Origin of the sequence: Acidovorax sp. 59, assembly GCF_002754175.1 — a bacterium.
Taxonomy (GTDB): domain Bacteria; phylum Pseudomonadota; class Gammaproteobacteria; order Burkholderiales; family Burkholderiaceae_C; genus Acidovorax; species Acidovorax delafieldii.
This window is the reverse complement of the sequence record NZ_PEET01000001.1, coordinates 2309102-2329756: the sequence shown is the minus strand read 5'-3', so window position 1 is coordinate 2329756 and position 20655 is coordinate 2309102. Positions and strand designations below refer to the sequence as shown.

General features: G+C 59.2%; 14 protein-coding genes. 10 read left to right on the top strand and 4 right to left on the bottom strand.

The features are described from left to right. Window positions 1-70 precede the first annotated feature (70 nt). Window positions 71-2116, top strand: coding sequence for a P-loop ATPase, Sll1717 family (locus tag CLU87_RS10455; protein ID WP_099730415.1), 2046 nt, complete (start codon window positions 71-73; stop codon window positions 2114-2116). A gap of 170 nt (window positions 2117-2286) precedes the next feature. Here CLU87_RS10455 and CLU87_RS23150 read toward each other — a convergent pair whose 3' ends face one another. Both CLU87_RS23150 and CLU87_RS10445 read right to left on the bottom strand, forming a co-directional pair. After that, on the bottom strand, window positions 2287-3057 hold the full coding sequence (locus CLU87_RS23150; protein WP_143227270.1) for a hypothetical protein: 771 nt from the start codon (window positions 3055-3057) through the stop codon (window positions 2287-2289). A 377-nt stretch (window positions 3058-3434) separates the two neighbouring features. Beyond that, window positions 3435-4499 (bottom strand): AI-2E family transporter, encoded by a 1065-nt coding sequence (locus CLU87_RS10445; protein ID WP_099730413.1) that lies wholly within the window; start codon window positions 4497-4499, stop codon window positions 3435-3437. Between the two features lie 243 nt (window positions 4500-4742). Here CLU87_RS10445 and CLU87_RS10440 point away from each other — a divergent pair, with 243 nt between their 5' ends. From CLU87_RS10440 to CLU87_RS10420, 5 genes are all read left to right on the top strand, one after another. Next, window positions 4743-7622 carry a 2-oxoglutarate dehydrogenase E1 component gene (locus CLU87_RS10440; protein WP_056063390.1) on the top strand — a complete coding sequence of 960 codons (2880 nt, stop codon included), beginning with the start codon at window positions 4743-4745 and terminating at the stop codon, window positions 7620-7622. A 51-nt stretch (window positions 7623-7673) separates the two neighbouring features. Beyond that, window positions 7674-8939, top strand: a complete 1266-nt coding sequence (gene odhB / locus CLU87_RS10435) for a 2-oxoglutarate dehydrogenase complex dihydrolipoyllysine-residue succinyltransferase (RefSeq protein WP_099730412.1) — start codon at window positions 7674-7676, stop codon at window positions 8937-8939. A 90-nt stretch (window positions 8940-9029) separates the two neighbouring features. Then, on the top strand, window positions 9030-10457 hold the full coding sequence (gene lpdA / locus CLU87_RS10430; RefSeq protein ID WP_099730411.1) for a dihydrolipoyl dehydrogenase: 1428 nt from the start codon (window positions 9030-9032) through the stop codon (window positions 10455-10457). Between the two features lie 81 nt (window positions 10458-10538). Then, window positions 10539-11636: a cell division protein ZapE gene (zapE, locus tag CLU87_RS10425; RefSeq protein ID WP_099730410.1), complete on the top strand. Its 1098-nt coding sequence runs from the start codon at window positions 10539-10541 to the stop codon at window positions 11634-11636. Then, window positions 11633-12331, top strand: a complete 699-nt coding sequence (locus CLU87_RS10420) for a hypothetical protein (RefSeq protein ID WP_099730409.1) — start codon at window positions 11633-11635, stop codon at window positions 12329-12331. The genes zapE and CLU87_RS10420 overlap by 4 nt, the downstream gene beginning before the upstream one ends. A gap of 152 nt (window positions 12332-12483) precedes the next feature. On the opposite strand, the gene CLU87_RS10415 is transcribed toward CLU87_RS10420, so the two are convergent. Beyond that, entirely contained in the window at window positions 12484-13290 is an 807-nt protein-coding gene (locus tag CLU87_RS10415) for a PP2C family serine/threonine-protein phosphatase (RefSeq protein ID WP_015013904.1), read from the bottom strand. A gap of 107 nt (window positions 13291-13397) precedes the next feature. Here CLU87_RS10415 and CLU87_RS10410 point away from each other — a divergent pair, with 107 nt between their 5' ends. Both CLU87_RS10410 and CLU87_RS10405 read left to right on the top strand, forming a co-directional pair. Beyond that, window positions 13398-13601 carry a YdcH family protein gene (locus tag CLU87_RS10410; protein WP_099730408.1) on the top strand — a complete coding sequence of 68 codons (204 nt, stop codon included), beginning with the start codon at window positions 13398-13400 and terminating at the stop codon, window positions 13599-13601. Next, a complete protein-coding gene (locus tag CLU87_RS10405; RefSeq protein ID WP_099730407.1) occupies window positions 13601-15667 on the top strand; it encodes an ATP-dependent DNA helicase in 2067 nt (688 codons plus the stop codon). The genes CLU87_RS10410 and CLU87_RS10405 overlap by 1 nt, the downstream gene beginning before the upstream one ends. On the opposite strand, the gene CLU87_RS10400 is transcribed toward CLU87_RS10405, so the two are convergent. Continuing rightward, the gene (locus tag CLU87_RS10400) at window positions 15636-16433 is read right to left on the bottom strand and encodes an outer membrane protein assembly factor BamD (protein ID WP_099730406.1); all 798 of its coding nucleotides are present in this window, start codon (window positions 16431-16433) and stop codon (window positions 15636-15638) included. The genes CLU87_RS10405 and CLU87_RS10400 overlap by 32 nt on opposite strands. A gap of 208 nt (window positions 16434-16641) precedes the next feature. Here CLU87_RS10400 and dnaE point away from each other — a divergent pair, with 208 nt between their 5' ends. Continuing rightward, window positions 16642-20175: a DNA polymerase III subunit alpha gene (dnaE, locus tag CLU87_RS10395; RefSeq protein ID WP_099730405.1), complete on the top strand. Its 3534-nt coding sequence runs from the start codon at window positions 16642-16644 to the stop codon at window positions 20173-20175. A gap of 97 nt (window positions 20176-20272) precedes the next feature. Further along, window positions 20273-20641 carry an ATP-dependent Clp protease adapter ClpS gene (gene clpS / locus CLU87_RS10390; RefSeq protein WP_015013909.1) on the top strand — a complete coding sequence of 123 codons (369 nt, stop codon included), beginning with the start codon at window positions 20273-20275 and terminating at the stop codon, window positions 20639-20641. The last annotated feature ends 14 nt before the right edge of the window (window positions 20642-20655 follow it).

Below are 20655 nucleotides of genomic sequence, written 5' to 3'. Positions count from 1 at the left end.
CTCACCCGCACACCAGCCGAGTGTGCGTTTCTGAATAAAGATTCGCCTGGTATTAAAAGGGACTATTTAAATGACCTCGATAATTCTCCCGAAGCGAGCACTGGAACGCATTCAGATCGGACAGACCTTTGCGGAATACGATTTAATTAGAGCTGAGCCGGATCTGTTTGTTTCAACGCCGGCAGCACTAGCGGCTCTAGACCCAAATTCTCAAAAATGCTTTTTCGTAGGGCGGCGTGGTGCGGGAAAGACCGCTATCACTTATGAACTTCTGAGGCGGTCTAAAGATGCGGTCTCGGTGGTCCCACAAATCTTCGATCTACTCAAACTGCCACTGGCTCATGAAGAATTTCGAGATACCCGGCAACGACCATTCAAATCGCTTACTCACACATTTGAGAGAGCGCTTATCGACGAGTGCTTGCGCCACCTGTTGAGCACAAAGGCGATCCATTCCCGCGAGCTCCCTCCCACTATTTCAAAAGAGCGAAACCTCATTGAAGACTGTGATTTTGATCAGCGGGTTCTTAGTTTGTCTCAAGAAATATTTGATGCTTACGCACGCTCGCAGGATAAGCTATGGCTCCGCCAGATCAACCGTAGCAAAGAACTCACTAATGAAATAAACGCACTCTTAAACACGTCCCCGAAAAAGACCTTGATTCTAATTGATCGACTCGATGAATCTTGGGACGGTTCGGAATCAGCCATAATTTGTCTCATGGCGTTAATGCATGCCGCGGTTCGACTAACTGCGTCTACCACCGCTGTTCGTCCTTACATTTTCATAAGAGAGAATATTTATGATCGTATTCGTCTAATCGACAATGAATTTTCACGTTTAGAGACTTCGGTTGTGTTCTTAGACTGGTCAGAACAAAAGCTAATGGAGTTGGTGGAGCGACGTCTCGTAAGACCGTTTTCGACAAAGCCAAAACTCGGCGGTGAAGCGTGGAAGTGCTTCTTTGAAGAGACTGATTCAGAGAGCAGCCATGCAGCTGTGATGTCACTATGCCAGCACCGTCCGCGCGACGTGCTTATGTTGGTTAGCTATAGCATCGAAGCGGCTATCAGTGGTGGACATGAGAAAATCTTACGCGTTGATGTCGACGATGCATCCAGAAGATACAGCACAAGTAGATTGAAGGATTTGGGAGACGAGTTTGCAGAGAATTTCGCAAACATTAGCGTTTTGTTGGAGCTTTTCTATGGGCTAGGTAATGAATATTCTCTCATTGGCATAGAAGATTTCATTGCCAAATTACTTGTTAATGACAAAGTTAAGAAGCACTGTGCCAGTTGGATTTTTGACTACACGACGGCTCCCAGATTTGTTGAACTACTTTATGGCATTGGATTCTTCGGACTCAAACGGGGCGCAAAGATAGTATTCAAAGAGGCTGGTAAGGATACTAATGCAAAGTTGCCGATTGATACATCCACGCACTTTGTGATTCATCCAACTTATCAGCCCGCTTTAAACCTTAGACCGATTCTGATTCAAAAAATAGCAGACGATACGTCACTTAAGGACGAAGGTATCCTGGAGGATCTTCCAGAGAACTATCGATTTAATCAGTATAAAGAGGAGCTAGCTCGCACTCTGGAGGATTTGAAAACTTTGCCACTGGGGCACGCCGGAGCCAAACAGTTCGAGGAAATCGTTGGAAAAATTATTCAACTTTGCTTCTTTAGATCTCTAACTAACATACAAGCTCGGGTGCGAAATCATGATGGCAGTGAGATACGGGATTGGATTGCAGCAAACCGGGCTCCAGGAGGCTTTTGGGAGATTGTTCGCAACATGTACGGCGCCAGTCAAATCGTCTGGGAGTGTAAGAATTATGAGAATCTCAGTGCCTCTGACTTCCATCAAGTTCAGTATTATTTCAGTGCGACCTTTGGGCGATTCGGTCTAATAGCTTTTAGAGGATCGGAGATTAAGGATTCTTATCTCAGTCACATATCGAACGTTGCAAACAAGAACCAGGCAGGATTAATACTGCCGCTCACGCAGCGCGATCTTGAAGTTTTTTTGCGCCAGGCTATCAATGGAGTTTTTAAGGAAAGTCACATTCAGGACAAGTTCGACCAGCTCGTCCGGGCGATTTCTTAGTCTTAAAGCCCAGCGCATCTGGGCCGAGGGAATACTCCCTGGATTGCGGCAATTACCGCGGTCGATTCATACTGATGCAAGTGGGGCTGAAGGGAAGCCTGAAGCGCGGCGTTGGTGCCTGTTCGCTTCCATTCAGCGAAACCCTCAGGCAAGGTCACTTGACCAAGCTGTCACGACTTCACCCATGTGACCAGCAGCGGCCCAACCGTTGCCGCTAGTGTGTAGGCGCCTTCACCTGCCTTCCTGATCTTGTCTAAGCTGTCCGCGATCTCAGCGGTCTTTTTAATAGCTGCCCCTGCGCGGGCGAAAATCGTTTTCGCGGGCTCGGATGCCTGGGCGTGTTCGGCTTCCACGCGGGATTTTTCTATGGTGTACGCCCCGGCTACTTGATGCAATGCCTCTTCAATGGGCTTCACTCCTTGCACGCGGTACACCCTTAAAGCGGCGCGGATGGCGTCAATCTGTCGTTGAATGAAGCCCCGCAAGTACGGCGTCATTTCAGTTTCGTGCAAGCTCGCTTCTAATGAATCAATTTCGCTTCGCAGTGCGGCTAGTTCCTCGGCTGGCATCTCCTCTTCAGAGTCATCCCGAAGTGCCCAGTTAGCCCATTCAAACGAAAGCCGATTTTCAGGCTTGGAAGCCTGTTCACGCAATCCGTTCCACGCTTGGTTTATGTAGGCGGTTGAACAGACATCGTAAAGGCGGGCAAAGCCTGGATGCATGAGGTTTTCGGGTGCTCCAAGAGCTTGCAGCTTTGATCGTAGTAATGCCATTTCTGATCTCATCGATTGAAGGCATGTCACTACGTCATCTTCAAGATGCGGACTATCCTTGGGAAGTTCAAAAACTTCTGCCCACACTTTCACCATCGAGACATCGGTAGGACGTGCCGTACCTACAAGGCGGTTGAAAATAGATAGAAGGCGTCCTGCGGTGTTCATCGTGCATCCTGTAAGAAGGTGCTCGATTATTTAGCATCGCAGAGTTATGTGACCCGTTGTTCGACCGTGTGAATGTTGCCGATTGCCAACTTAGATCGAAAAACCAGTGGCGTGACATTAGTGGCGCGCGGCTGCGGTACTTGGCGAGCGAAGGCGAGCTAAGTTATTGAAAAATAAGGGTTTTTTAGGCCCCTTTTAATCCGTTGGTCACAAGTTCGAATCTTGTACGTCCTACCACCCGATTCAAAGCGCATCATTGAATGTGTTTTCAGCCAAAAGCCTCCCTTGGGAGGCTTTTGTTTTTGGCGGCCATTTAAAGCGCCAGTCAAAGGCCATCGATGCCCCTGACTGGTAAATGTGGCCGAGGCTGGAGGGGATCACCGGGTGGGTGCGTCCGTCTTCGGCGGTGGTGAAAAAAGGTCCCAGCTGGCCATGAACAGTGCAGCTATCACTGGACCGATCACAAACCCCGTGAGTCCGAACAAGGCCATGCCGCCCAGTGTAGAGATCAGCACGATGTAGTCGGGCATCTTGGTGTCTTTGCCCACCAGGATGGGGCGCAATATGTTGTCCACGAGTCCGATCACGCAGATGCCGAATGCAGTCAGCACCACGCCTTGCCACACAGCGCCTGTTGCCAGAAAGTAGATGGCCACAGGCACCCAGATCAGCCCGGCGCCCACAGCTGGTAAGAGGGACAGGAAGGCCATGAGCACCCCCCACAGCACTGGTCCCTGGATGCCCAGGATCCAGAAAATCATGCCGCCCAGCGCGCCCTGAGAAGCCGCCACCACAATGTTGCCTTTGACCGTGGCACGGATCACGGTCGTGAATTTACCGACCAACTGGCGCTTGTGCGCTTCTTCCAGGGGGGTGGCCTGCCCGATACGCTGTGCCAGACTGGCTCCGTCTCGCAGCAGGAAGAACAACAGGTACAACATGATGCCGAAGCTGACAATGAACTCCAGGGTGTTTTGACCGATGCTGAGCGCCTGTGTCGCAACGAATTGACTGGCCTGTACCGCGAAGGACGAGAGCTTTTGCTGCAGCTCGCCTACGCTGGTCAGTTGGAGGCGGTCAAGCAGGCCGACAGCCCAAGCTGGCAGTGCAGCAATGACCTGCTGCAGGTACAGCCCAAAATTGATTTGACCTGAGCGCACCCGTTCGTAAATTGCGGTGGCCTCCTGAATGAGCGACACCGTGATGGCCGTCATCGGCAGGATCACCACCACAAGGCACAAACCGAGTGTGCATAAGGCCGCGAGCGTGGGCCGCTTGGGCATTTTTCGCAGCAGTTTGCGGTGCAGTGGGGCAAAAAGAATGGCGAGGATGACGCCCCAGAAAACGGCTCCGTGAAACTGCCACAGGATCGCACCGAACGCGACGGTGACGAGGGTGAGCAGCAGCAAAAAGGCTTTGTCCTGGAGGTGTTGATGCGGCATGGAGTAGGGTTTGCAATGAGATACCCGGAATGTACGCGAGGCGTCGATCAGCGCGGCTTCTTGCGCTGTGCGGCGATGGTTTGGATCCACTTTTTGGGGGTGGACTTCGGTTCGGTGGCACAATGGCGCCCGTACCAAGGCCCTTCCCCAGCCACAGTCGCATCCGCCAACCGGTTCAGCCGTGTCGCGGAAGGTTTCTCAACCAGCTAATGCTTTCCCAAGGAAAGCGGAGGTCAGCGGAATATGAGCGATACGACATCCGTCTATCAAGCCTACCAAGGCAACACTTACCTCTTCGGCGGCAATGCGCCCTATGTCGAAGAGATGTACGAGAACTATCTCGCCAATCCCGGTAGCGTGCCAGATACGTGGCGCGAGTACTTTGACGCGCTGCAGCATGTCCCCGCCGTGGATGGCAGCAACGCCAAAGACGTTCCCCATCTGCCTGTCATCAATGCCTTTGCCGAGCGTGCCAAGCAAGGCGGCACCAAGGTTGTGGTTGCGACGGGCGCCGACTCTGAACTGGGCCGCAAGCGTACCGCCGTTCAGCAGCTGATCGCCGCTTACCGCAATGTGGGTCAGCGCTGGGCCGATCTGGATCCGCTCAAGCGCACAGAGCGTCCCGCAATTCCTGAACTGGAGCCTTCGTTCTACGGTTTCAGCGACGCTGATCAGGAAACGGTGTTCAACACCAGCAACACGTTCTTCGGCAAAGAGTCGATGACGTTGCGTGAACTCATCAACGCGCTGCGTGAGACCTACTGTGGCTCCATCGGCGCTGAATACATGTACGCCACCGACCAGAACCAGAAGCGCTGGTGGCAGGAGAAGCTGGAAAAGATCCGCAGCAAGCCCAGCTTTGGTGCTGACAAGAAAAAACAAATCCTTGACCGCCTGACGGCTGCTGAAGGGCTGGAGCGCTTCCTGCACACCAAGTACGTGGGGCAGAAGCGCTTTTCGTTGGAAGGCGGCGAAAGCTTTATTGCTGCGATGGATGAACTCATCCAATCTGCAGGCGCCAAGGGCGTACAAGAAATCGTGATCGGCATGGCCCACCGCGGCCGCCTGAACGTGCTGGTCAACTCGCTGGGCAAGATGCCCAAGGACCTGTTCGCTGAGTTCGATCACACCGCTCCCGAAGACCTGCCTGCGGGTGACGTGAAGTACCACCAGGGCTTCAGCTCGGATGTGACGACCCCCGGCGGTCCGGTTCACCTGTCGCTGGCATTCAACCCCTCGCACCTGGAAATCGTGAACCCCGTGGTCGAAGGCTCTGTGCGTGCTCGCATGGACCGCCGTGCCGATCCACACGGCAAGCAGGTTTTGCCAGTGCTGGTGCACGGTGACGCAGCCTTTGCAGGCCAAGGTGTCAATCAGGAAACTCTGGCGCTGGCCCAGACCCGTGGCTACTACACGGGTGGTACGGTGCACATCATCATCAACAACCAGATCGGCTTCACCACGTCTGATCCACGTGACACCCGCTCCACGCTGTACTGCACCGACATCGTCAAGATGATCGAGTCGCCCGTACTGCACGTGAACGGTGATGATCCGGAAGCCGTGGTCTTGGCCACTCAGCTCGCGCTTGAGTTCCGCATGGAGTTCAAGAAAGACGTGGTGGTGGACATCATCTGCTTCCGCAAGCTGGGTCACAATGAGCAGGACACCCCGGCTCTGACGCAGCCGCTGATGTACAAGAAGATCGGCGCACACCCCGGCACACGCAAGCTGTACGCCGATAAGCTGGCGGCGCAGGGTCTGGGCGAGTCACTGGGCGACGACATGGTCAAGGCCTACCGCGCTGCTATGGATGCGGGCAAGCACACGGTCGATCCCGTGCTGACCAACTTCAAGAGCAAGTACGCGGTGGACTGGAGCCCGTTCCTGGGCAAAAAGTGGACCGATGCTGGAGACACGGCGATTCCTCTGGCCGAGTGGAAGCGCCTGGCTGAGAAGATCACCACCATCCCCGAGAGCGTGACGCCGCATCAGTTGGTGAAGAAGGTGTATGACGACCGCGCGGCCATGGGCCGTGGTGACATCCCTGTGGATTGGGGCATGGGTGAGCACATGGCATTTGCCTCGCTGGTGGCCAGCGGCTATCCCGTGCGCTTGTCCGGTGAAGACTGCGGCCGCGGCACGTTCACGCACCGCCACGCCGTGATCCATGACCAAAAGCGCGAGAAGTGGGACATTGGTACCTACGTGCCGCTGCAGAACGTGGCCGACAACCAGGCCCCGTTTGTTGTGATCGACTCCATCCTGTCCGAAGAGGCCGTCCTGGGCTTCGAGTACGGCTATGCGTCGAACGACCCCAACACACTGGTGATCTGGGAAGCGCAGTTCGGCGACTTCGCCAATGGCGCCCAAGTGGTGATCGACCAGTTCATCGCCTCCGGCGAAGTGAAGTGGGGCCGGGTGAACGGCATCACCCTCATGCTGCCCCACGGCTACGAAGGCCAGGGCCCAGAGCACAGCTCTGCCCGCCTGGAGCGCTTCATGCAATTGGCTGCCGACGCCAACATGCAGATCGTGCAACCCACTACGGCCAGCCAGATCTTCCACGTGCTGCGTCGCCAGATGGTGCGTGATCTGCGCAAGCCGCTGATCATCATGACGCCGAAGTCGCTGCTGCGTAACAAGGATGCGACCTCGCCGCTGTCCGAGTTCACCAAGGGCAGCTTCCAGACGGTGATTCCCGAGCAGGATGAAGCCATCGTCAAGAAGGCTGCCAAGGTCAAGCGCGTGATCGCATGCTCTGGCAAGGTTTACTACGACCTCGTGAAGAAGCGCGCAGAGAAGGAGGCCGACGATGTGGTTATCCTGCGCGTCGAGCAGTTGTACCCCTTCCCGCACAAGGCGTTTGCCGCTGAACTGAAGAAGTACCCCAACGCCACCGACGTGGTGTGGTGCCAGGACGAGCCGCAAAACCAGGGTGCCTGGTTCTTCGTGCAGCACTACATCCACGAGAACATGCTCGAAGGCCAGAAGCTGGGCTACTCCGGCCGCGCTGCTTCGGCATCTCCAGCCGTGGGTTACTCGCACCTGCACCAGGAACAACAAAAGGCGCTGGTGGACGGCGCGTTTGCCAAGCTCAAGGGTTTTGTCCTGACCAAGTAAGGCCAGCTGCGACCCGACAACAGAACAAAACCCCATTCCGAAAGAATTGATATGGCTATCGTAGAAGTCAAAGTCCCCCAGCTGTCCGAATCCGTGGCCGAAGCCACCATGCTGACCTGGAAGAAAAAGGCCGGTGAGGCCGTGGCGGTGGACGAGATCCTGATCGAGATCGAAACCGACAAGGTTGTGCTCGAAGTGCCCGCACCGTCCGCTGGCGTGCTGGCTGAAATCATCCAGGGCGACGGCGCCACGGTGGTGGCCGACCAGCTCATCGCCAAGATCGACACCGAAGGCAAGGCTGGTGCCGCGGCTCCTGCTCCGGCAGCAGCAGCTCCAGTTGCCGCCGTAGCGCCTGTTGCTGCCCCTGCCGCTGCCGGTGGCTCCAAGGGCGATGTGGCCATGCCTGCCGCCGCCAAGCTGCTCGCCGACAACAACCTGTCTGTGTCGGCTGTGGCCGGTTCGGGCAAGGATGGCCGTGTGACCAAGGGTGATGTGCTGGCCGCTGTGGCCGGTGGCGCCAAGGCTGCCGTGGCAGCCCCCAGCGTGATCCCCACCGGTGTGCCCTCCAAGACACTGCCCCAGGTGGCAGCGCCCGCTGGCAAGGAAGACCTGAGCGGCCGCCCCGAGCAGCGCGTGCCCATGAGCCGCCTGCGTGCCCGAGTGGCCGAGCGTCTGCTGCAGTCGCAATCGACCAACGCCATCCTGACCACGTTCAACGAAGTGAACATGGCTCCTGTGATGGACCTGCGCAAGAAATTCCAGGACAGCTTCACCAAGGAGCACGGCACCAAGCTGGGCTTCATGTCCTTCTTCGTGAAGGCTGCTGTGCATGCCCTCAAGAAGTACCCCGTGCTGAACGCGTCGGTGGACGGCAATGACATCGTCTACCACGGTTACTTCGACATCGGTATCGCCGTGGGCTCGCCCCGTGGCTTGGTGGTGCCCATTCTGCGCAATGCAGACCAGATGAGCTTCGCCGACATCGAGAAGAAGATCGCCGAGTTCGGCAAGAAGGCCGCAGAAGGCAAGCTGGGCATTGAAGAAATGACTGGCGGCACGTTCTCGATCTCTAACGGCGGCACGTTCGGCTCCATGCTGTCTACCCCCATCATCAATCCGCCCCAGTCGGCCATCCTGGGCGTGCACGCCACCAAGGACCGCGCTGTCGTGGAAAACGGCCAGATCGTGATCCGCCCGATGAACTACCTGGCCATGTCCTATGACCACCGCATCATCGACGGCCGCGAAGCCGTGCTGGGCCTGGTGGCAATGAAGGACGCGCTGGAAGACCCATCGCGCCTGCTGTTCGACATCTGATCCCCTGACTGCATTGACCCACCCGCGTGGCCCGGCCTCTGGTCCTGCCCGCCGGTGGGTCTTTCTCCAACTGACTGAACGAGATTTCCCATGAGCAAACAATTTGATGTGATCGTCATCGGTGGCGGCCCTGGTGGCTACATTGCCGCCATCCGTGCCGCCCAGCTGGGCTTCAACGTCGCCTGTATCGACGAGTGGAAGAACGACAAGGGCGGCCCCGCACCCGGTGGCACCTGCACCAACGTCGGTTGCATCCCCTCCAAGGCGCTGCTGCAGTCGTCCGAGCATTTCGAGCATGCCAACAAGCACTTTGCCGAGCACGGCATCACGGCCACTGGCGTCAAGATAGATGTGGCCAAGATGATTGCCCGCAAGGACACCGTCGTGAAGCAGAACAACGACGGCATCCTGTACCTGTTCAAGAAGAACAAGGTCAGCTTCTTCCACGGCCGCGGCTCGTTCGTGAAGGCTGCCGAAGGGGGCTACGAGATCAAGGTGGCGGGTGCCGCTGAAGAGACCATCGTTGGCAAACAGATCATCATCGCCACCGGCTCCAACGCCCGTGCGCTGCCCGGCACGCCGTTTGACGAAGAACTGGTGCTGTCCAACGACGGCGCGCTGCGCGTCGGCGCGGTGCCCAAGAAGCTCGGCCTCATCGGCTCGGGCGTGATTGGCCTGGAAATGGGCTCGGTGTGGCGCCGCCTGGGTGCCGAAGTCACCATCCTCGAAGGCCTGCCCACCTTCCTGGGCGCGGTGGACGAGCAGATCGCCAAGGAAGCCAAGAAGGCCTTCGACAAGCAGGGCCTGAAGATCGAGCTGGGCGTGAAGGTCGGCGAGATCAAGACCGGCAAAAAGGGTGTGAGCATTGCCTACACCAACGCCAAGGGCGAAGCCCAGTCGCTGGATGTGGACAAACTCATCGTCTCCATCGGCCGCGTGCCCAACACCATCGGCCTGAACACCGAAGCGGTGGGTCTGCAGCTCGACGAGCGCGGCGCCATCGTGGTGGATGCTGACTGCAAGACCAATCTGCCCGGCGTCTGGGCGGTGGGCGACGTGGTGCGCGGCCCTATGCTGGCCCACAAGGCCGAGGAAGAGGGCGTTGCGGTGGCCGAGCGCATTGCCGGCCAGCATGGCCATGTCAACTTCAACACCATCCCCTGGGTCATCTACACCAGCCCCGAAATCGCCTGGGTGGGCCGCACTGAGCAGCAGCTCAAGGCCGATGGGGTCAAGTACAAGGCGGGTAGCTTCCCGTTCCTGGCCAATGGCCGCGCACGTGCGCTGGGCGACACCATCGGCATGGTCAAGATGCTGGCGGATGCTGAGACCGACGAGATCCTGGGCGTGCACATCGTGGGCCCACAGGCCAGCGAGCTGATCTCCGAGGCCGTTGTGGCCATGGAATTCAAGGCCAGCAGCGAAGACATCGCACGCATTTGCCATGCGCACCCCAGCTTGAGTGAAGCCACCAAGGAGGCAGCGCTGGCGGTGGACAAGCGCACGCTGAACTTCTGATATTGGGTCTCAATCGGCTGCAAGCGCATGATTAATATGCGCTTGCAGCCATCAATTTTGTAGTATCAGAGCAACCGCAAAGTGACCGTCAAACAGGCTTACCTGGCCGAGCTGGCCGCCAAAGGCTATCAAAGCGACCCCGCCCAGCTGCGAGCAGTGGAAGCCCTGCAGCGCTGTGCGGACGAGTGGGCCCAGTACAAGGCTCGGCGCTCCAACGCGATCAAAAAGCTGATCAACCGCCCGGTGATTCCCCGCGGTGTCTACATGTATGGCGGGGTGGGGCGCGGCAAGAGCTTTTTGATGGAGTGCTTTTTTGACGCTGTACCCCTGAAGCGAAAGGTGCGCTTGCACTTTCACGAATTCATGCGTGAGGTGCATCGTGAACTGGCGGCCCTTCAGGGCACGGTCAATCCGCTGGATGTGTTGGGCGAGCGCATTGCCAAACGCTACAAGCTCATCTGTTTTGATGAGTTCCATGTGGCGGACATCACGGACGCGATGATCCTGCACCGGTTGCTGGTGGCTTTGTTCGACAACGGTGTGGGCTTTGTGACCACTTCCAATTTCAAACCTGACGACCTGTACCCCGGTGGCTTGCATCGCGACCGCATCCTGCCTGCGATTGACCTGCTCAATGAGCGGCTCGAAGTGGTCAACGTGGACAACGGCACCGACTACCGCCGCCGGACGCTGGAGCATGTGAAGCTGTATCACACGCCGTTGGGCCCCGAGGCGGACGCAGAGATGAACCAGGCGTTCGACCAGCTCGCCGAAGTGCATGACGAAGATCCCGTGCTGCACATCGAGGCGCGCGAAATTCGAGCCCGGCGCAAAGCCGGCGGCGTGGTGTGGTTTGACTTCAAGACCCTGTGCGGCGGGCCCCGGTCGCAGAACGACTATCTGGAGATTGCGACGCAGTTCCATACCGTGCTGCTGTCCGATGTTCCGTACATGCCCGTGAGCATGGCATCGCCAGCGCGGCGGTTTACCTGGCTGGTGGACGTGTTGTACGACCGCAGGGTCAAACTCATTCTGTCGGCGGCCGTGCCGCCTGAGCAGCTGTATACCGAGGGGCCACTGGCGCACGAGTTTCCACGCACGGTGTCGCGGCTCAACGAGATGCAATCCAAGGAGTTTCTGGCGCTGGAGCGCCGCACGGTGGATACGGGGTTGACATGAGCAAGACCGGTGGGTGTTTGTTGGCGGTGTTGGTGGTGCTGGCTTGCTCGGTGGTACCTGTGCTGGTTGCTCCCGCCCGTGCTGCCACGGAGGCGGAGGCAAACTCTGCGTCTTCGTCGGCTGCTGCGCATCGAAAGGCGGAGCGTGACCGTATCGCACGCGAACGCGAGGCGCTGACAGCCCGGCGCCAGCAGGAAGAGGCGGTGTGCTACCAGCGCTTTGCGGTAGAGGACTGCTTGCGCGGCGTACGCGTCAAGGCGCGGGAGACCCACGACCGGCTGCGCGCGCAGGAAATCGAACTCAACGACGCCGAGCGCAGGGAGAAAGCGGCAGAGCGCCTGCGGGCCATCGAGGACAAGCAAACGGCCGTCCCCCCTGCGGCCAAGCGTGCCGAGGCACAGCTTCGCAAGCCAGCGGCTGACCCGGACGCTGCCAAGGTGCAGCGCGACACGGAAGCGCACCAACGCGCGCAGCAACTAAACAGCCGCGCTCAAGCTCAGGCGACTGAGCAGGCCACACGTGCAGCCGCCAACGCGGATCGCGCAGCCCAGTCGCGTGTCAAACATGAACAAGCGCTCCAGGCTGCGGAGGAGCGTCGCGCGCGGGTTGAAAAATCCAGAGCCGATGCCTTGGCCCAAGGCCGCAAACCTGCTGCGCCCTTGCCGGCGCCCGCCGCGTCCGAGCCGACGCGTTGAATTGGGAAAGTCCGCACGGGGACAGGCGATCAGAAGGGGCGGGAGATCACAGGTACCTCAGTCGACGAGGAGGCAGGCTGGGGTAGTCTCGCCACTACCCGATGAAATCCCCGCACTATCCCTGCTCCCGGCTAATAGAGCAGGCGAAACCCTCAGGGTCGGCCCATGTCCAGGGGCGTCAGGCGCGCAATCTTTTTCTCTTCGGCCAGGGCCTCGATCTTGACGACCACCAGCGACAGGTTGTCGCCGCCTCCACGTGCGCGGGAGCGGGCTTTTTCAATCAGGAACTCTGTCGCCTCCCGGGGGGACAGCGAATCAACCACCGATGCCAGCTCGGTGGGAGAAAAGTAGTGCCACACCCCGTCACTACAGGCCAGCAAGACATCGCCCGGCTGAAGCTGCGGAATCACATGGGTCGTGATGGGCGGGTCACTTTCGGTGCCCAGGCAGCCCACCAGGATGTTGGAGTGGGGATGGTTGTTGGCTTCGGCTTCCGTCAGCTCACCTCGGTCGACCAGCGCTTGCACATAGGAGTGGTCGCTGGTGCGAAACGCCAGCCGGGAGCCCTGAAAGTGATAAATGCGCGAGTCGCCCGCGTGGACCCAGTGACAGTCACCCCGGGGGTTGATGAGAAACGCCGCGATGGTGCTGTGGGGTTCTTGCTCTGCCGAGATGGCGGTCAGCCGAATGACGATGTGCGCCTCTTCGACCATATTCTTGAGCATTGCCACCGGGTCGTCGGTGTCGGGCGAATAGCGCTCGAACAACTGGCGCGCCGTCATCATGACCTGGTCCGACGCCTTGCGCCCGCCGCTGCGGCCACCCATCCCGTCGGCGACCACACCCAGCACGCAGCCGTTGTGCCGCTCATGGGAGATCAGTGCCACCTGGTCTTGCTGGTATTCGCGGTCACCCTTGTGGATGCCGGTGGAGGCGATGAGGCGAAACGCTTTGGTCATGCTGCAGATTGTGGGGGCGCCTACGCGAACGCCTGTCGTGGAAAGCGGGCCAAGCGCGTATTATCCGCCCGCCTGTGGCATTTTTGCCATGCCCGTGGCCCTCTGCCTTGAAACCCAGTCTGCACTCCCCCCACCGTCAGTTGATCGAACTGCGCATGGAACATGCCGATCTCGATGCGCTCATCGATCGGTGTACGCCCGATGCGGCGCCCGACGAACTCACCTTGCGCCGTCTCAAAAAGCGCAGACTGGTGTTGCGTGACGCCATGGAGCGGCTGGAGCGGCAACTCGAACCCCAAGAGCCCGCCTGATGTCGTTGGTGGCCATGGTGCCCGAGGTGTTTGCCCCCGGCGGTGTGCTGGCGCGGGCAGATGGGCATTTTCAACCGCGTGACGGCCAGACTCAGATGGCCATTGCGGTGGCTGAGACCATCGCAGAAGGGGGCTCGCTGGTGGTGGAGGCGGGTACCGGTGTGGGCAAAACCTACGCCTATCTGGTGCCAGCCTTGCTGAGTGGTGAGCGGGTGCTGTTGTCTACCGCGACCAAGGCCCTGCAGGACCAGTTGTTCGCGCGCGACCTGCCTCGGCTGGCCCAGATCCTGGGGCTGCCCGTTCGCATGGCCCTGCTGAAGGGGCGCGCCAGTTATTTGTGTCTGCATCGCATGCAGCAGGCACGCCTGGATATCCAGGCACAGGACCGTGGCGTCGCCCGCGTGCTGGCCAAAGTGGAGGACTGGTCGCGCCAGACCGTATCCGGCGATCTGATCGAGCTAACCGGATTGGATGAGCGCTCGCCGGTGATTCCGCTGGTCACTTCGACGCGTGAGAACTGCCTGGGGTCCTCGTGTCCTCGCTTTCGGGAATGCCATGTCCACCGCGCGCGGCGCGAGGCGCTGGCTGCGGATATTGTGGTCATCAATCACCACCTGTTCTTTGCCGATGTGGCGGTGCGCGAGTCGGGCATGGCCGAGCTGCTACCGACCGTTCGTGTCGTTGTTTTTGATGAGGCCCACCAGATCAATGAGACAGGCGTTCAGTTTCTGGGGACGCAGATGTCCACGGGGCAATGGATGGACTTTGCCCGCGACCTGCTGATCGCCGGATTGCAGCATGCACGCGGCTTGGCGGACTGGGCGGGGCTGTCGCAGCTTCTGGAGTTGTCTGCGCGGGACCTTCGTCTGGTCGTTGGCAACGCGATTTTCCAGGGGGCGAATGGCGTTGCAGCAGGGGCCAGAGTGCGCTGGACGGAAGAGGCTCCCGAGGGTCTATCGGGCGCTGCGTGGCATGCCGCGTTGCGCGCATTGGGATCGGCATGTGCGCAGTCGCTGGAGGCGCTGGACACAGTGAGCGAAATATCGCCCGATCTGGAGCGCCTGTACGAACGTGGCAGTTCCCTGTTGGCACGGCTGGCCAGGTTTTCGGGACCTTGTCAGGCCGATGCGGTACGTTGGCTCGATGTGGGCAACCAGTTGCGCCTGATCGAGTCTCCGCTGGACATTGCAGATGCCATGCGCACCCGGATTCTGACGTCGCCCGAAGAAACCTCGGAGGGCGAAGCCTGGCCTGAAGAGCCGGCCGCAAATATGGGCAGGGCGTGGATTTTCACGTCTGCGACGCTGGGTGCCGACGAGGCCTTGACCTGGTTCACCGAACGAGCCGGACTGAAGGATGCACGCATCCTTCGCGTGGTCAGTCCGTTCGACTACGCCCGACAGGCGGCTTTGTATGTGCCGCGCCAGTTGCCATCGCCTGCGGATCCGTCCCACAGCCGCAGCGTGGCGGAGTGGGTTGCGCTGGCCGCCGAGCCGCTGGGCGGGCGCACGCTGGTGCTGACCACCACGCTCAAGGCCTTGCGCACCATTGGCGATGCCCTCAAAGCACGTTGGCAGACCTCTGGCGCGTTGGAGGTGTTGGTGCAGGGGGAGTGGCCCAAGCGGCGCTTGATGGAGCGTTTTCGCGAAGGCGCATCACACGGCCGACCGGGTTGTGTGCTGGTGGCCTCGGCTTCGTTCTGGGAAGGGTTTGATGTGCCGGGCGATGCTCTGCAACTGGTGGTCATCGACAAGCTGCCTTTTCCGCCTCCAGGGGATCCGTTGGTGGAGGCGCGCACCCAACACATCGAAATGGCCGGTGGCAAAGCGTTCACTGCCTACGCTCTGCCAGAGGCGGCGGTGGCACTCAAGCAAGGTGCCGGGCGTTTGATCCGGCATGAAGCGGATCGGGGTATTTTGGTTGTGGGCGACACGCGCCTCATCACGATGGGCTATGGCAAGCGCTTGCTGGCGGCTTTGCCCCCCATGCGCAGGCTGGAATCGCCAGACGAGTTTCAGTCTGCGCTGATGGCGCTTACCAAACCTTCCACCACGGATCCGACTTGACTTTGAAGCCGCCATTCAGATAGGCGCTTTGAGGGTAGGACTTGTCCATCACGCGGCGTGCATCGTCTCGCAGCTGGGTCATTCCGAGCGCGTCGTACGACTGGATCAGGATGTACAACGCCTCTTCCAGCGCGGGCACGCCCTGGTAGTCTGCCAATGCGACCTGCGCGCGACTGATGGCAGCCACATAGGCGTCACGCTGGAAGTAGTACCGCGCCACATGCACTTCGTATTGGGCCAGCGAGTTGACGATGTAGGTCATGCGCTGGCGCGAGTCCTGCGCATAACGGGACTCAGGAAAGCGTGTGACCAGTTCGCTGAATGCTTCAAAGGAGTCTTTGGCCGCCTTTTGGTCACGCTCTGATAGATCCTGGCGCGAGATAAATGAGAACAGACCCAAGTTGTCGTTGAAGTTGACCAGGCCCTTCAGGTACAGCGCATAGTCCAATGCAGGGCTGGCAGGGTGCAGCTTCATGAAGCGGTCCAGCGTTGCGACGGCTTGCGCCTTTTCGCCCGCCTTGTAGTGGGCATAGGCTTTGTCAATCTGGGCCTGCTGTGCCAGTGGCGTGCCTGCCGCGCGGCCTTCCAGCTTTTCCAGCAGAGGAACGGCCTTGTCATACGCCCCGCTGTTCATTTCGTCCTGGGCTTCCGAGTGGATGCGATTGGGACTCCAGCCTGCCGTTTTATCAACTGTGGTGCTGGAGCAGCCAACCAGCAAACCAGCCAGCAGCAGGGCGGAAACAAGGGGCAGTGGGGCACGCAGCATCGCAAGCAGCTTTCAGCAAAGAAGGAAAAAGGTGCACAAAGAAAGGCCCGAGGGTTCAGTTGTAGGGGAGTGCGCTTGGCGTACTCGTCACGGAAGCCTTCGGCGCCATTTCGGTCACAAAAAGCATTGTACTGGTGGCGCCAGCAGCGCCAAGGCGCTGCCGACGCAAGTCCTGTTGGAGAGTCGCAGGGGTTTCTACAATGCCTGCATGTTTGTTCATTTGCGCCTGCACACCGAGTTCTCCGTCGTTGACGGTACCAATCGCATCGACGAGGTGGCCAAAGCGGCCGCCAAGGACGGCCAGCCCGCTCTGGCCATCACCGATCTCAATAACCTCTTCGGGGCGATCAAGTTCTACAAGGAAGCGCGAGGTAAAGGTGTCAAGCCCATCTTGGGTGCAGAAATCTTTCTTGAAGGCGAGGCGGGAGGTGTCCCATCGCGCCTTATCCTCCTGGTGCAGAGTCGCCAGGGGTATCTGAATCTGTCGGAGCTGCTGGCCCGGGCCTGGACGCGCAATATCGTCAAGAACCTGGCGCTGAGCACTTGGACTTGGCTGGAAGAGCTGTCAGAGGGATTGATTGCCCTGTCTGGCGCGCAGGCGGGCCCGGTAGGGCAAGCGCTGATGAAGGGGGATGAGTCAGGTGCCGCCGACGTTGCGTTGCGCTTAGCGGGCATTTTCCCGCACCGGTTTTACATCGAGCTGCAACGGGCCGGCCGAAACGACGATGAAGCCCATGTGGTGGCAGCCGCTCAGCTTGCTGCCCGGTTGAACCTGCCGGTGGTGGCGACCCACCCCGTTCAGTTTGCCGAGCCCGATGATTACGAGGCCCACGAGGCGCGCATCTGTATCGCCGAGGGGGAAATCCTGGCAAACCCGCGTCGTGTCCGCAAATTCACCCGCGACCAGTATTTCAAGTCCTCGGCGGAGATGGAGGCCTTGTTTGCCGACCTGCCATCGGCCATCGCCAATACGGTCGAGATTGCACAACGCTGCAACCTGACCCTGGTGCTGGGCAAGCCGCAGCTCCCGGATTTTCCGACGCCCAACGGCATGCCCATCGACGAGTATTTCCGCTACGCGTCTTTCGAAGGGCTGGAGGAGCGCCTGAAACATCTTTTTCCTAACGAAGCTGAGAGGGTCAAGGAGCGCCCGCGCTATGTCGAGCGCCTGGAGTTCGAGCTGGGCACCATCCTCAAGATGGGGTTCCCGGGCTACTTTCTGATCGTGGGTGATTTCATCCAGTGGGCGAAGCAGAACGGCTGCCCAGTGGGGCCCGGCCGTGGCTCCGGCGCCGGTTCGCTGGTCGCTTATGCGCTAAAGATCACTGACCTGGACCCGCTGCAATACAACTTGCTGTTCGAGCGATTCCTGAACCCGGAGCGCGTGTCGATGCCCGACTTCGACATTGACTTTTGCCAATCCAACCGCGACCGTGTGATTGACTACGTCAAGGACAAGTACGGCAAGAACGCCGTGAGCCAGATCGCTACCTTCGGCACGATGGCGGCAAAGGCGGCCATCCGCGACGTGGGCCGGGTCATGGACATGAGCTACACATTTTGTGATGGCATCTCCAAGCTGGTGCCCGGCAAGCCTGGCATGTCCTACACCCTGGCCTATCCGCCTGAGGTGAAAAAGGAAGGCGACAAGAACAACTATGCGCTGGAACTGGAGCCCATGCTCTACGAGCGCGTGCGCAAGGAAGAAGACGTCAAGACCGTCATCGAGATGGCACAAAAGCTTGAGGGCATGACGCGGAACATCGGCATGCATGCCGGTGGCGTTCTGATCGCTCCTGGCAAACTCACCGATTTTTGTCCGCTGTACCAGCAGCCGGGCAGCGAGTCCGCCGTGAGCCAGTATGACAAGGACGATGTGGAAGCCATCGGCTTGGTGAAGTTCGACTTCTTGGGGCTTGCCACGCTCACCATTCTGGAAATTGCGCGCGAGTTCATCATGAAGCGGCACAAGGGCCAGGAGAATTTCGCGTTCGAGAATATTCCCCTCGACGACGGACCCACTTATCGGCTGTTCTCCGAGGGTAAGACCGAAGCAGTGTTCCAGTTTGAAAGCCGCGGCATGCAGGGCATGTTGAAAGAGGCGCGCCCCAGTCGGCTGGAAGACCTCATTGCCCTGAATGCGTTGTACCGGCCGGGGCCTATGGACCTGATTCCCAGCTTTGTGAACCGCAAGCATGGCAAGGAAGAGGTCATCTACCCCCACCCGCTGGTGGAGCCGGTGCTGGCCGAGACCTACGGCATCATGGTGTACCAGGAGCAGGTGATGCAGACCGCCCAGGTGCTGGGCGGATATAGCTTGGGCGGCGCCGACATGCTTCGGCGTGCCATGGGGAAAAAGAAGGCCGAGGAAATGGCCGAACACCGCGCCATTTTCCGCAAGGGTGCAGCGGAGAAAGGCATCAGCCAGGAGAAGGCCGACGAGGTGTTCGACCTGATGGAGAAGTTCGCGGGCTATGGCTTCAACAAGTCACACGCGGCTGCTTACTCCCTGCTGGCGTACCACACTGGCTGGCTCAAGGTGCACTACACGGCCGAGTTTTTCTGCGCCAACATGACCGTGGAAATGGACGACACCGACAAGCTCAAGGTGCTGTTCGAGGATGCACACAAGATGGGGCTGTCGTTCGAGCCGCCGGACGTGAATCGGGGCTTCTATCGGTTTGAACCAGTCACCGACAAGATCATCCGTTACGGTCTGGGGGCGGTGAAAGGCACTGGACAGCAGGCGATCGAAGCGATCGTCGCGGCCCGTGAAGGGCGCGGTGAAGGCCCCCAGGGTTCGACCAAAGGGCCCTTCAAAAGTCTGTTTGACTTCTGCGTGCGAGTGGACAAGGCCCGCATGAACAAGCGCACGGTCGAGGCCCTGATCAAGGCGGGTGCCTTTGATTCGATCCATCTCAACCGGGCGGCCCTGGTGGCCTCTATTGATCGGGCCTTTGACTTTGCTGCCGCAACGCTGGCCAACGTCAACCAGGGCGGGTTGTTTGACATGATGGGTGATGATGCCCATGGCTCCAGCACCCAGGAGCCCGATCTGGTGGACGCCACGCCCTGGGGTATCAAGGAACGGCTTACGCTGGAAAAAACCGCCGTCGGGTTCTACCTGTCTGGCCATCTTTTTGACGAAGTGGCCACCGAGGTGCGCCGCTTTGTCCGCACCCAGATCGATGAGCTGCTTGACAGCCGTGAGCCCCAGGTACTTGCCGGCATCATCAGCGACTTTCGGGTCATCAACGGGCAACGCGGGAGGCTGGGACTCTTCAAGCTGGACGACAAGTCCGCTGTGATTGAGGCTTCTGCCGATGAGGCGTTGCTCAATACCTACCGCAATCAGCTCAAGGAAGATGAGTTTGTAGTGATGATGGGCCGGCTGCAGCTGGACCACTTCAGTGGCGGTCTGCGCGTCAAGGTGCAGCAGGTGTGGGACCTGGCGGGCGCGCGTTGCCGGTTTGGCAAATACCTGCATGTGACCGTGGGTGATAAGGCGCCAGATGTGCCGCGCTTGGTACGCGAGTTTCCGCCGTTGCGCGAGGAGGTCGCCGAAGGGGAGTTGGTGCACGGGTTGCGCGTGCGCATGGGTGTGCGCTGCCAGTCGGACGATGCTGCTGCAGTGGCAGAGTTGCAACTGGGCGAAAACGCGCGTTTCTACCCCAGCGATGCGGCGTTGGCGGCATGGACCGCCCAAGTGGGTGCCGGTGCCACCAGTGTGGTGTACGAGTGATTGAGTTCCCTGCAGAAGTTTCTGTAAGCCGTGGGTTGAAAAATACCTGGTCAACAACCAGCTTCTCCTGCAGCGGCACCCTGTTCGGGTCGCTAGAATGATTTTCATGGCAACAAAACCACCTTCACCCCCCACCGCGCCGCCGGTGACTCGGCCAGCGCGGGATGACGGCGGTTCGGTCGTGCTCGAGAGGCGCACCCAAAAGACCCAGCCGCCCCAGATGTACCAGGTGGTCATGCTCAATGATGACTACACGCCCATGGAGTTCGTCATCGTGGTGCTGCAGGAGTTTTTCAGCAAGGACCGCGAAACGGCCACTCAGATCATGTTGAAGATCCACCTTGATGGCAAAGGCGTTTGCGGCGTTTATTCGCGCGATGTGGCTGCCACCAAGGTAGAGCAAGTGCTTGACGCCGCCCTCAAGGCGGGCCACCCACTGCAATGTGTCAGTGAGCCTGTTGAATAGCAGGTCTTTTGTCC